11 protein-coding genes are annotated in these 12,007 nt (G+C 64.3%); 1 reads left to right on the top strand and 10 read right to left on the bottom strand.

Going from position 1 to position 12,007, the window contains the following annotated elements:
- Positions 1 to 83: 83 nt before the first annotated feature.
- Complete coding sequence (gene trxA, locus V7D81_RS02330) at positions 84 to 950, bottom strand: thioredoxin (protein WP_324314203.1); 867 nt, start codon at positions 948 to 950, stop codon at positions 84 to 86.
- Positions 951 to 1,194: 244 nt separating this feature from the next.
- On the opposite strand from trxA, the gene putA reads away from it, so the two are divergent.
- Complete coding sequence (gene putA / locus V7D81_RS02325; RefSeq protein WP_324314202.1) at positions 1,195 to 4,332, top strand: bifunctional proline dehydrogenase/L-glutamate gamma-semialdehyde dehydrogenase PutA; 3,138 nt, start codon at positions 1,195 to 1,197, stop codon at positions 4,330 to 4,332.
- 118 nt (positions 4,333 to 4,450) lie between these two features.
- Here putA and V7D81_RS02320 read toward each other — a convergent pair whose 3' ends face one another.
- The 9 genes from V7D81_RS02320 to V7D81_RS02280 all read right to left on the bottom strand — a co-directional run bounded on the left by V7D81_RS02320 (position 4,451) and on the right by V7D81_RS02280 (position 11,849).
- Positions 4,451 to 4,945, bottom strand: coding sequence for a SixA phosphatase family protein (locus V7D81_RS02320; protein WP_324314201.1), 495 nt, complete (start codon positions 4,943 to 4,945; stop codon positions 4,451 to 4,453).
- Between the two features lie 24 nt (positions 4,946 to 4,969).
- Positions 4,970 to 5,278 carry a Rieske (2Fe-2S) protein gene (locus V7D81_RS02315; RefSeq protein WP_324314200.1) on the bottom strand — a complete coding sequence of 103 codons (309 nt, stop codon included), beginning with the start codon at positions 5,276 to 5,278 and terminating at the stop codon, positions 4,970 to 4,972.
- Positions 5,275 to 5,826 (bottom strand): putative Fe-S cluster assembly protein SufT, encoded by a 552-nt coding sequence (gene sufT, locus V7D81_RS02310; protein WP_324314199.1) that lies wholly within the window; start codon positions 5,824 to 5,826, stop codon positions 5,275 to 5,277. Before sufT ends, V7D81_RS02315 begins: the two co-directional genes overlap by 4 nt.
- 113 nt (positions 5,827 to 5,939) lie before the next feature.
- Entirely contained in the window at positions 5,940 to 6,386 is a 447-nt protein-coding gene (gene sufU / locus V7D81_RS02305) for a Fe-S cluster assembly sulfur transfer protein SufU (protein WP_324314197.1), read from the bottom strand.
- Positions 6,386 to 7,633 carry a cysteine desulfurase gene (locus V7D81_RS02300; RefSeq protein ID WP_324314196.1) on the bottom strand — a complete coding sequence of 416 codons (1,248 nt, stop codon included), beginning with the start codon at positions 7,631 to 7,633 and terminating at the stop codon, positions 6,386 to 6,388. The genes sufU and V7D81_RS02300 overlap by 1 nt, the downstream gene beginning before the upstream one ends.
- Positions 7,630 to 8,946: a Fe-S cluster assembly protein SufD gene (gene sufD, locus V7D81_RS02295; RefSeq protein WP_324314195.1), complete on the bottom strand. Its 1,317-nt coding sequence runs from the start codon at positions 8,944 to 8,946 to the stop codon at positions 7,630 to 7,632. Before sufD ends, V7D81_RS02300 begins: the two co-directional genes overlap by 4 nt.
- Positions 8,943 to 9,698 (bottom strand): Fe-S cluster assembly ATPase SufC, encoded by a 756-nt coding sequence (gene sufC / locus V7D81_RS02290; RefSeq protein ID WP_324314194.1) that lies wholly within the window; start codon positions 9,696 to 9,698, stop codon positions 8,943 to 8,945. Before sufC ends, sufD begins: the two co-directional genes overlap by 4 nt.
- A gap of 220 nt (positions 9,699 to 9,918) precedes the next feature.
- Positions 9,919 to 11,376 carry a Fe-S cluster assembly protein SufB gene (sufB, locus tag V7D81_RS02285; protein ID WP_324314193.1) on the bottom strand — a complete coding sequence of 486 codons (1,458 nt, stop codon included), beginning with the start codon at positions 11,374 to 11,376 and terminating at the stop codon, positions 9,919 to 9,921.
- 14 nt (positions 11,377 to 11,390) lie between these two features.
- Complete coding sequence (locus tag V7D81_RS02280) at positions 11,391 to 11,849, bottom strand: SUF system Fe-S cluster assembly regulator (RefSeq protein WP_324314191.1); 459 nt, start codon at positions 11,847 to 11,849, stop codon at positions 11,391 to 11,393.
- Between the last annotated feature and the right edge of the window lie 158 nt (positions 11,850 to 12,007).

Below are 12,007 nucleotides of genomic sequence, written 5' to 3'. Positions count from 1 at the left end.
GGAGGGGATCAGACCAGAGGCGCGCAACGCAGAAAACCCTTAATGCAGTTCCATTGGGCTAAAGCCGGCCCCACAGGAAGAACTCAGAACAGCAGCCGCGCCATCGCACGCCGGGTCTGGGGCACGATCGGATCGGCATCGCCGATCAGTTCGAAAGCCAGCACCAGACTGCGGCGCGCCAGATCGTCCTGATACCCGCGGTTCGTCCGCATCATTTCCAGCCAGCTCTGCAATGCCGGTTCGACATCGCCGCCGAGGAGCTGGTGCACGGCAAGGGCGTGACGCAGCTCCGGATTGGATGGATCGCGCTGCGCGTTTTCACGCAGGCTGCGTATGTCGGGATAACGCGCCACGACATCGCTGAAGGTGATCAGCGCCGCCAGCCGCTTGACCGCCGGCAGGTTCGGCTCGCGCCCCTGCAGGTCCTGCAGCGTTTCGCGCGCGGCGTCGATGTCGCCTTCCAGCGCACGCAACTCGGCCGATTCGGCGATCAGACCGACGTTCTCCGGGTCGCGTGCGAGCAGTTGCTGGACCGCGGCCTGCGCGCCGGCGTAGTTGCCCGCTGCCTTGAGTGTCTGTACCTGGTTCATCGGCGCGTCCGAAGATTTGGGCAGATGCTTGTCCAGCATCTGACGGACCTGGGCTTCGGGCACGATGCCGACGAAGTGATCGACGCTGGTGCGATCCTTGAACAGCACGACGGTCGGCAGGCTGCGGATGCCGAGCTGTCCGGCCAGTTCCTGCTGTTCGTCGGTGTTCACCTTGGCGAGCTTGAACCGCCCGCCGTATTCGCTGGCGAGCCGCTCGAGCATCGGCATCAGCTGTTTGCACGGGCCGCACCAGGGTGCCCAGAAATCGACCAGAACGGGGACAGTCGCCGAGGCTTCGACGACGTCGGTCATGAAGGTGTTGACGGTTACGTGAGTGGCGGCGGGTTCGGCTGTCGTCACTGAAGTTCCTCGCAGGCGAAGGTCGATGAAATGTGGATCCGCTCGCGAATACTTCAACGTCATCGGATGAACCTGGAAGTTGTCGTCGATTGCGGACATCGCGCAGCAAAAGATCCACGCTCTTTGACGCCAGTGTACCGGCGGAGTTTCGCTGCGCGCGGTTTGCGTCGATTGGCGGGATGCTGCGACTGCGGTACAAGTCATGCGCGTGGGAATCTACTGACAACGCCGGTGCAGGTGAGCCATGAGTGCTGAGCGATCGGTGGCGCAACAGATCAACCGTCTTTATCTGGGCGATGAAGAACGGATCGTGACGGCGCTGGCGGAGCGTGCGCGTCTCACGCTGGAGCAGCGGCAGCACATCGCCGATCAGGCGCGCCGACTCGTCGATGGCGTTCGCGAAAACCAGAAGGAACGCAGCGGGCTCGATGCCTTCCTGCAGCAATACGATCTGTCCTCGCAGGAAGGCGTGATCCTCATGTGTCTCGCGGAAGCGCTGCTGCGCATTCCCGACGACGCCACCGCCGACAGGCTGATCGCCGACAAGATCACGCGCGGCGACTGGGGCTCGCATTTCGGGCAGGCCGAATCGCTGTTCGTCAATGCCTCGACCTGGGGACTGATGCTGACGGGGCGGATCGTGCGGCCCGCGGACGAGGACCTGCACGACCCGCGCGGCTTCGTCGCGCGCGTTGCCGGCCGTCTGGGCGAACCGGTGCTGCGTGCGGCCTTTCGCCAGGCCATGCGCATCATGGGCCATCAGTTCGTGATGGGTCGGACGATCGGCGAGGCGCTGGAACGCTCGCGATCGAAGGAACATCGTCTGTATCGCCATTCGTTCGACATGCTCGGCGAGTCGGCACTGACGACGCCCGATGCGATCCGCTATCTCGCCGCCTATCACGCCGCCATCCGCGAAGTCGCTGCGAGCGTCGCGAGCGGTACGTCGATCGAAGCGGCGCCCAGCATTTCGGTGAAGCTGTCGGCGCTGTTCCCGCGCTACGAGTTCACGCAGCGCAGGCGCGTGCATCAGGAACTGGCGCCACGCCTGCTGGAACTCGCGGTTGCCGCACGCGACGGCGGTATCGCGCTGACGGTCGATGCCGAAGAAGCGGAACGGCTGGAGCTGTCGCTGGAGCTGATCGAGCACGTCGCCCGCGCGCCGCAACTGGCCGGCTGGCAGGGATTCGGACTGGCGGTGCAGGCGTATCAGAAACGGGCGCTGGATGTGATCGGCTTTCTCGCAGCGCTGGCGCGAGCGACGCAACGACGCCTCAATGTGCGGCTGGTGAAGGGCGCTTACTGGGACAGCGAGATCAAGCGTTCGCAGGAACGCGGCCTGTCCGGCTATCCGGTGTTCACGCGCAAGGTCAACACCGATGTCTCGTACGTCGCCTGCGCGCGCGAGATGATCGCGGCGGGCGAGGACGTCATCTATCCGCAGTTCGCCACCCACAATGCGCAGACGGTGGCGACGATTCTCGAACTCGCCGATGGCGCCGGCCGCGGCTTCGAATTCCAGCGGCTGCATGGCATGGGCGAAGATCTGTATGCGCAGGTGGTCGGCCCCGCAGGCCTGAACAAACCTTGCCGGATCTATGCACCGGTGGGATCGCACGAGGAACTGCTGCCATACCTGGTGCGGCGCCTGCTGGAAAACGGGGCGAATACGTCCTTCGTCAATCGCATCGTCGATGAGGATACGGCGGTCGAAGAGATCATTCGCGACCCCGTCGCCGTGGTCGATGCGCTCGAACGGAAGGCGCATCCGCGCATTCCGTTGCCGCGCAATCTCTATGGCGAAGAACGCCTGAATTCACGCGGCGTGAACCTGCCCGATCCGGCGGAACTTGACGCGTTGCTGGCGGGGATTCATCGGGCGGGGTCGCAGCCCTGGCGCGCGAACCCGATCGTTTCGGGCAAGGCCGTCACGGCGCAGGCGCAGTCCGTGACCAACCCGGCCAATCGCAGCGAGGTGATCGGTACCGTCAGCGTCGCCAGCGAAGCCGTGGTCGATGCGGCAGTGACGGCGGCCGTCGCTGCCCAACCCGAATGGAACGACACGGAAGCAGGCGAGCGCGCCGGCATCCTGCTGCAAGCCGCCGATCTGTACGAGGCGCACCTGCCCGAACTGGTTGCGTATTGCATCCGCGAAGGCGGCCGCTCCATTCCCGACAGCATTTCCGAGGTGCGCGAGGCGGTCGATTTCCTGCGCTACTACGCCAGTCGCGCGGTGGCGGACTTCGGTGCCGGGCTGTCGTTGCCCGGGCCGACCGGCGAAAGCAATGAGCTACGCCTGCAGGGACGGGGCGTGTTCGTCTGCATCAGTCCCTGGAATTTTCCGCTGGCGATCTTCACGGGACAGATCGCCGCGGCGCTGGCCGCCGGCAATGCCGTGATCGCCAAACCCGCGGAACAGACACCGCTGATCGCGACGCGGGCCGTCGAACTGCTGCTCGAAGCGGGCGTACCGCCCGGCGTTCTGCACCTGCTCACGGGCGATGGTGCCAGCGTCGGAGCGCGCGCGGTCGCCGATCCGCGCATCGCGGGCGTGGCGTTCACGGGCTCGACGGAAACGGCGCAGGCGATCAATCGTTCGCTCGCCGCACGCAGCGGTCCGATTCCGGTGCTGATCGCCGAGACCGGCGGACAGAATGCGCTCATTGCCGACAGCTCGGCGCTGCCCGAGCAGATCGTGCTCGATGTCGTGCAGTCCGGATTCAACAGCGCGGGCCAGCGATGCTCCGCATTGCGCGCGTTGTTCGTGCAGGAAGAGATCGCGCCGCGCGTCCTGCAACTGCTGGCCGGCTACATGGACGAGTTGAAGATCGGCGATCCCGCGGACATCGCCACGGACGTCGGCCCCGTGATCGATCAGCCTTCCTGCGACGTGCTCGCGGCGCATGCCGCGCGCATCACGAAAGGGGCGAGCTGGCAGCACACGCGGCCGCTGACGCCGGACCTGCATCGAGGCAGTTTCTTCGCGCCGCTGGCCGTGGAGATCGGTTCGCTCTCGCAGCTCACCCGCGAAGTCTTCGGCCCGATCGTGCACGTGATCCGCTACCGCGCCGACGACCTGGACAAAGTCATCGATGCCATCAATGCCACGGGCTACGGATTGACGCTGGGCATTCACACCCGCGTCGATGCTTCGGCGCGCTACATCGCCTCGCGCGTGCGCTCAGGCAACGTCTATGTGAACCGCAACATGATCGGCGCCGTAGTCGGCGTCCAGCCCTTCGGTGGCCGCGGCCTTTCCGGCACCGGCCCGAAAGCCGGCGGCCCGTACTACCTGCACCGCTTCGCGACGGAGCAGACCATCACGATCAATACGGCAGCGATCGGCGGGAATGCGAGTTTGTTGACGATCGCGGCGGAGTGAAGCGATCAGCGAATGGCCGCAAAAAGGCGCAGAGAACACAAAGTAAGAAAGAGCAGTAGAAAACCGGCGCAGTTTTACTTTGAGTCTTTTGCGCCTTCTTGCGGCCAATCTCCTGTTCTTACGCCTTCTTGGGGTAGTCGAAGTCGGCGTCGACGCCTGTTGCCCACACGAGTTCGTTCCAGTGCGCGATGTCGAACTGCAGCGTGTAGACGGCGCAGGTCGGCATGTTGTCGATGGAGCGTTCGCCGGAGAGCTGGTCGGCGAATTCGGTGATGCCGGGATTGTGGCCGACCACCATCAGATGCTTCGCGCTGTTGCCCAGTTCGTTGACCACTTCGAGCATCGTCTTCGGCGAGGCGAGATACAGGCGTTCGTCCTGGACGATCTTCGCTGCCGGCACACCCAGCACGCGCGACATGAGGTTCGCCGTCGTGATCGCGCGGATGGCCGGGCTGGTGAGAATGCGATCGGGCTTGCCGTGTTCGTCCTTCAGGCGCCGTGCCATTTCCGGCGCATCACGCTGTCCGCGAGTTTCGAGGGCGCGGTCCCAGTCTTCCTGTCCCGGTGCGGCCGGTTCGGTCTTGGCGTGGCGGACGAGGGTGAGACGCAGCATGAGTGCGGATCCGGACTGTCGAAGTCAGGCAGATTGCACTTCCACGATCCCTTCGACAATACGCGTCGGGTAGGTCCGCACGGGTTCGTAGGCGGGCGGCGTGAGCGCCGCGCCCGTGCGCAGGCAGAAGCGCGCACCGTGGCGCGGACAGATCACGACGTCGCCGTCGAGCGCGCCACCGGCGAGTTCACCGCCGTCGTGCGTGCAGACGTCTTCGATCGCGTAGAACGTGCCGTGGATGTTGAAGACGGCGACCAGCGCGCCGTCGATTTCGAGCTGGGCGTAGTCGCCCGAGGCGATGGAGTCGGCCGGGCCGACGGCGATCCAGCTCACATCATCCCCGTCTGCAGCCGCGCGGCCTCCGACATCATGGTCTGATTCCAGGGCGGATCGAATACCAGTTCGACGTCGGCCTGCTTGATCGTCGGAATGGCTTCGACCTTGTCGCGCACGTCCTGCACCAGCACTTCGCCCATGCCGCAGCCGGGCGCGGTGAGGGTCATCTTGATGGTGGCGATGCGTTCGCCGCTCTCGTCGCGCGTGATCTCGCATTCGTAGATCAGGCCCAGCTCGACGATGTTCACCGGGATCTCCGGGTCGTAGCAGGTGCGCATCTGTTCCCACACCAGATTCTTCACGTCCTCGTCGGTGGCATCGGGCGGCAGTTCGGGACCCGTCACGACTTCCTGGCCGAGCGCATCCGCGTCCTTGCCGGCCACGCGGAACAGGTTGCCCTCGACGTAGACGGTAAAACTGCCGCCGAGCGCCTGCGTGATGAAGCCGGTCTTGTCCGCGCGCAGTTTCACCGGCACGCCTGCCGGCACCATGATGGCTTCGACGTCGCGCTGCAGGATGAACGGTATCTGTTCGTGTCGTTGCATGATCTAGAAGGAGAAGAGTTTCACACGGAATTCACGGAGATCACGGAGATGCAGGAAATCCGGATCTTCCGAACTCCGTGGTCTCCGTGAACTCCGTGTGAAACTCCGGTTCTTCATTCCGTGCTCACCGGATCGGACTGGCTGTCGAGCGCCGCGTTGAGCGTGTGCCAGCAGAGGCTGGCGCATTTCACGCGGGCGGGGAATTCACGCACGCCAGAGAGGGCGGCGAGCTTGCCGAGTTTCGCCGGGTCGACGGGCGCATCGTGCTGCGTGAGCAGGGCGTGCATTTCGTCGAACAGCGATTTCACTTCAGTGCGCGACTTGCCCTTGACGGCTTCGGTCAGCAGCGAAGCGGAGGCGACGGAAATGGCGCAGCCGCTGCCGTCGAATTTCACGTCGCAGATGCGATCACCATCGAGATTCACGTACAGCGACAGCCGGTCGCCGCACAGCGGGTTGTGACCGTCGGCGTGTGCATCCGCAGGCTCGAGCTTGCCGAAGTTACGCGGATTGCGATTGTGATCGACGATCACGTCGCGATAGAGATCCTTCAGATCCATCAGCCGAGCACCTGACGCGTGTGTTCGAGCGCCGCCACCAGTCGGTCGATCTCGGCGTGCGTGTTGTAGAATGCCATCGAGGCGCGCGCCGTGGCGGGCACCTTGAAGAAGTCCATGACGGGCATGGCGCAGTGATGGCCCGTGCGGATCGCCACACCCTCGGTATCGAGAATGGTGCCGATGTCGTGCGGATGAATGCCGTCCATCACGAACGAGACGACCGCGGCCTTGTGAGCGGCCGTGCCGACGATCCTGAGGCCGGGGATTTCCAGCAGGCGCTGCGTGGCGTAAGTGAGCAGTTCATGTTCATACGCTGCGATGCGTTCCATGCCGACGGACTGCAGGTAGCGGATCGCGGCGCCGAGGCCGATGGTGCCGCTGATGTTCGGCGTGCCGGCTTCGAACTTCCACGGCAGCTGGTTGTAGGTCGTCTTTTCGAACGACACCGACAGGATCATGTCGCCGCCGCCCTGCCACGGCGGCATGGCTTCGAGCAGCTTCTGGCGTCCGTAGAGGACGCCGATGCCGGTCGGTCCGAGCATCTTGTGGCCGGAGAAGCAGTAGAAGTCGCAATCGAGTGCGCGGACATCCACCTTGCCGTGCGGTACCGCCTGCGCGCCGTCGAGCAGCACGGGCACGCCATGCTGACGAGCAACGGCAATGAATTTTTCCACCGGCACGATCGTGCCGAGCGCATTGGAGACATGCGCCAGCGCCAGGATGCGCGTGCGCGGACCGATCAGTTTTTCGAAGGCGGCGAAGTCGACTTCGCCCTGCGGCGTGATCGGAATCACCTTGAGCTTCGCGCCGGTCTGTTCGCAGACGAGCTGCCAGGGAACGATGTTGGCGTGATGTTCGAGGCCGGAGATCAGGATCTCGTCGCCCGGCCCCGCCTTCGGGCGCACGAAGCTCTGCGCCACCAGGTTGACGGCTTCGGTCGTGCCGCGCACGAACACGATTTCCTTCGTGTCCTTCGCGTTGATGAACTGGCGCACGATCTCGCGTGCGCCTTCATAGGCGTCGGTGGCGCGCTGGCTCAGCGTGTGCACGCCGCGATGCACGTTGGCGTGGTCGTGCTCGTAGTAGCGACTGATCGTGTCGATGACCTGTCGCGGGCGCTGGCTCGATGCGGCGTTGTCGAGAAAGACCAGCGGCTTGCCGTTGATCTGCTGATCGAGGATCGGAAAGTCCGCGCGGATCGCGGCGACGTCGATCGCGCTGGTGTGCGGGGCAGGCCGGGCGCTCATGCGGACAACTCGCTGGCGGCGAACCGCGCGTTGAGCTGCTGCTCGACATGAGCGCGCAGCGACGGCAGTTCGATGGTCGACAGGATGGACTCGGCGAACGCGCGGATCAGCAACGCGCGGGCCTGCGCTTCGGACAGGCCGCGCGATCGCAGGTAGAAGAGGGAGGTGGCGTCGAGCTGGCCGGTCGTGGCGCCGTGACTGCATTTCAAGTCGTTGGCGTAGATCTCCAGTTCGGGGCGCGTATCGATCTCGGCGGTGGGCGAGAGCAGCAGATTGCGACTCGATTGCCGCGAATCGATCTTCTGCGCGTCCTTGCGCACGATCACCTTGCCGCGATAGACGCCGCGACCGCGAGCGTCGGCGATGCCGCGGTATTCCTCGTTGCTGCGCGTGTGCGGCGCGACGTGGTCGACGAGGGTGCAAGTGTCGATGTGCTGGCTGCCGCCGGGAAGGAACAGGCCGTGCAGGTTGGCTTCGGCGCCGGGGCCCTGCAACGTGGCGACGATGCTCGTGCGCGCCAGGCTCGCACCCAGCGCGATGTCCTGGCAGTCATAGCGGCTGTCGCGCGCCTGGTGCGCGGCGATACTGCCGATGTGGAAGCTGCGCGGCGATTCCTGTTGCACCCGATAGTGCTTCACGCGGGCACCGCTGCCGATGTCGAGCGTGACGACGCTGTTGGTCAGCGTCTCGCTGTCGGCCGCGCCAACATAGTGTTCGATGAGCGTGCACTGGCTGTTCGCCGCAGCCCGCACGAAGACTCGCGGGTTGCTCATGACGGAGGCCGCGCCGCCGGTCCACTGATGCACGACATAGATGGGCCGATCGACACGGACCGACTCGCCGATCTCGATCACGACGCCGTCGTCGCAGAACGCCAGGTTCATTGACTCGAACGCCGAAGCATCCGAAGCCTGTTGTGCCAGGAGCGCCGCCACTTCGTCGGGCGCGTTCTCCAGCCACTGTCCCAGCGTCAGCACCGTGACGCCGGGCGGTTGCGGCGACATCGTCGACAGCACGGTGTGAGCGCGTCCATTGAGAAGCACGATGCGCATGCCGGCATCGGCAATCCACTGGCTTTCGTCGACCCGGCCGAGCGTCGGCTCGGCAGGCACGAAGTTGCGCGATTCCAGCCGCCGCAGGTTCGTGTATTTCCAGTCTTCGTCGCGCTGGGTCGGAAATCCCTTGGTGATGAAGCGCTGCAGCGCATCGCGACGCAGTTGCGTCAGCGTGTTCTCGCTGCGGCTGCGCGCGTCGAACACCGCGCGATACCGTTCCGCGGCATTGCCGGTCGACCGGGCGGGAACGGCGCTCATGCTGCCGCGGCCTCCTGCTTGATCCAGTCGTAGCCGCGCTTTTCGAGTTCCAGCGCCAGCGACTTGTCGCCGCTCTTCAGGATCTGGCCGCCCGACAGCACGTGCACGCGGTCCGGTTCGATGTAGTCCAGCAGGCGCTGATAGTGCGTGACCATCAGGATGGCGCGATCCGCGCGCCGCAGGCTGTTCACGCCGTTCGCGACGACGCGCAGCGCATCGATGTCGAGGCCCGAGTCGGTTTCGTCGAGCAGCGCCAGCTTCGGCTCCAGCACCGCCATCTGCAGGATCTCGTTGCGCTTCTTCTCGCCGCCGGAGAAACCTTCGTTGACGCCGCGGTTCAGGAAGCTCTCATCCATCTGCATGAGCTTCATCTTCTCGCGCACCAGCGTCAGGAATTCGAACGCATCGACTTCCGACTCGCCGCGATGCTTGCGGATGGCGTTGAGCCCCGCCTTGAGCAGGTAGACGTTGTTCACGCCGGGAATCTCGACTGGGTACTGGAAGGCGAGGAACACGCCTTCGCGCGCGCGTTCTTCAGGCGCCAGCGCCAGCAGATCCTTGCCGTCGTAGGTGGCGCTGCCGCCCGTGACTTCGTAGCCCTCGCGGCCGGCCAGCACCTGCACGAGCGTGCTCTTGCCCGAACCGTTGGGGCCCATGATCGCGTGCACTTCGCCCGCTTTCACTTCGAGGTTCAGCCCTTTGAGAATCTGCTTCTCGCCGGCCTTCACCTGCAGGTTTTCAATCTTCAGCATTGTTTCGATCCCGGAAATAAGATTTCACACAGAGATCACGGAGAACACAGAGGTCGGAAGAGAAGAAGAGAATATTTCCACGGGGGACACGGGGAACACAGGGCTCGGAACAGAAGATTTCTTGTCCCCGTGCTCCCCGTGTCCCCCGTGGAAATTCTCTTCCTCTTTCATCTCCGACCTCTGTGTTCTCTGTGCTCTCTGTGTGAAATTCTGAAAGTCTTCATCCCACCGCGCCTTCGAGGCTGACTGCGAGGAGGTTCTGCGCCTCGACGGCGAACTCCATCGGCAGTTCCTTGAAGACGGCCTTGCAGAAACCGTTGACGATCATGTTGACCGCGTCCTCTTCGGCGATGCCGCGGCTCAGGCAGTAGAACAGCTGGTCGTCGCCGATCTTCGAAGTGGTCGCTTCATGCTCCACGCTCGCACTCGGCGTGCGCACTTCCATGTAGGGGAAGGTGTGCGCGCCGCACTTGTCCCCCATCAGCAGCGAGTCGCATTGCGTGAAGTTGCGGGCATTGGTCGCGGTCGGGAGGATCTTCACCAGTCCGCGATAGCTGTTCTGCGCATGTCCGGCCGAGATGCCCTTGGAGACGATCGTGCTGCGCGTATTGCGGCCGATGTGGATCATCTTCGTGCCGGTGTCGGCCTGCTGGTAGTTGTTGGTTACCGCGACCGAATAGAACTCGCCTACCGAGTTTTCGCCCGTCAGCACACAGCTCGGGTATTTCCAGGTGATGGCGGAACCCGTTTCAACTTGCGTCCAGCTGATCTTCGAATTGGCGCCGCGGCACTCGCCGCGCTTGGTGACGAAGTTGTAGATGCCGCCGCGGCCGTTCTCGTCGCCCGGATACCAGTTCTGCACGGTCGAGTACTTGATCTGCGCGTTTTCCAGCGCGACCAGTTCGACGACAGCGGCATGCAGCTGGTTCTCGTCGCGCATCGGCGCGGTGCAGCCTTCGAGGTAGCTCACGTGCGAGCCTTCGTCGGCCACGATCAGGGTGCGCTCGAACTGGCCGGTGTTGGCGGCGTTGATGCGGAAGTAGGTCGACAGTTCCATCGGGCAGCGCACGCCCTTCGGCACGTAGACGAACGAGCCGTCCGAGAACACCGCCGAATTGAGCGTGGCGAAGAAGTTGTCGGTGTAGGACACGACACTGCCGAGATAACGCTCCACCAGTTCAGGGTGATTGCGCACCGCTTCGGAGAACGAACAGAAGATCACGCCGGCCTTCGCCAGGCGCTCCTTGAACGTGGTTGCGACCGACACGCTGTCGAATACGGCATCGACGGCCACGCCGGCGAGCCGGGCGCGCTCGTGCAGGGGAATGCCGAGCTTGTCGTAGGTTTCGAGCAGCTTGGGATCGACTTCCTCGATGCTCTTCGGCGCATTGGCCTTCGACTTCGGCGCGGAGTAATAGGAGATCGACTGATAGTCGATGGGCGAAACGCGCAGGTGCGCCCAGTGCGGCTCGCGCATCGTGAGCCAGTGACGGAAGGACTTGAGGCGCCATTCGAGCATGAACTCGGGCTCGTGCTTCTTGCGCGAGATCAACCGGATGACGTCTTCATCGAGACCCGGCGGCACCGTGTCGGATTCGATGTCGGTGACGAAGCCGTGGCGGTATTTCTGACCGACCAGGGCCTCGAGCGCGGGATCGTTCTGGGGATTGCTGGACATGATTTCGGGTCGTCTCACTCGCGGGTGATGCGCGTGATGCGGGTCAGGGGAACGGTGGTGGCGACGCTGCGCTCGACGCCTGCCAGTTGTGCCAGCGTCACATCCGCCAGAGCCCGGCGGATCGCGCTGTTGACGCGCTGCCAGACATGCCCGACGCGGCAATCGGACTCGAGCCCGCAGCTGCTGTGCTCGCCGCTGCACTCGGTGATCGCAAAGGGGCCTTCCAGCGCATCGAGGACATGGACGGCGGTGATTTCCGACGCCGGCTTGGCGAGCTGATAACCGCCGTGGCTGCCCCGGGTCGACATGACCAGGCCGCTTCGCTGCAGGGTTTTCAGTACCTTGCTGACGGTCGGCAGGGCAATCCGGGTGCGTTCCGCGACCTCGGCGGCCGCCAGCTGCCGGTCGGGCTGCGAGGCGAGCAGGGCGAGGATGACCGTTCCATAGTCGGTGAGTTTGCTGATGCGGAGCATGGATCTGGCGGCGGCAGCAGAATATGGGACTAGTTTAGTCCCAATGACCCCGGGCAGGCCACCGTAAATTGCGATGGCAACTTTTTCCGTTGGCGATGTCTGATGCTGGCAACAGCCGGCGGGGCGGACAATCGAAGTGACTTTGCTATCCTACGCGC

This window comes from Povalibacter sp., assembly GCF_036735925.1.
Taxonomy (GTDB): domain Bacteria; phylum Pseudomonadota; class Gammaproteobacteria; order Steroidobacterales; family Steroidobacteraceae; genus Steroidobacter.
This window is presented reverse-complemented; position numbering and strand designations above follow the sequence as displayed.

Excerpts from the sequence above, each read along its gene's own strand:
- sufC (WP_324314194.1), bottom strand. The coding sequence starts at position 9,698 with ATGCTGAAGATTGAAAACCTGCAGGTGAAGGCCGGCGAGAAGCAGATT.
- V7D81_RS02320 (WP_324314201.1), bottom strand. The coding sequence starts at position 4,945 with ATGCTGCGTCTCACCCTCGTCCGCCACGCCAAGACCGAACCGGCCGCA.
- sufB (WP_324314193.1), bottom strand. The coding sequence starts at position 11,376 with ATGTCCAGCAATCCCCAGAACGATCCCGCGCTCGAGGCCCTGGTCGGT.
- V7D81_RS02280 (WP_324314191.1), bottom strand. The coding sequence starts at position 11,849 with ATGCTCCGCATCAGCAAACTCACCGACTATGGAACGGTCATCCTCGCC.
- sufD (WP_324314195.1), bottom strand. The coding sequence starts at position 8,946 with ATGAGCGCCGTTCCCGCCCGGTCGACCGGCAATGCCGCGGAACGGTAT.
- sufT (WP_324314199.1), bottom strand. The coding sequence starts at position 5,826 with ATGCAACGACACGAACAGATACCGTTCATCCTGCAGCGCGACGTCGAA.
- V7D81_RS02300 (WP_324314196.1), bottom strand. The coding sequence starts at position 7,633 with ATGAGCGCCCGGCCTGCCCCGCACACCAGCGCGATCGACGTCGCCGCG.
- putA (WP_324314202.1), top strand. The coding sequence starts at position 1,195 with ATGAGTGCTGAGCGATCGGTGGCGCAACAGATCAACCGTCTTTATCTG.
- sufU (WP_324314197.1), bottom strand. The coding sequence starts at position 6,386 with ATGGATCTGAAGGATCTCTATCGCGACGTGATCGTCGATCACAATCGC.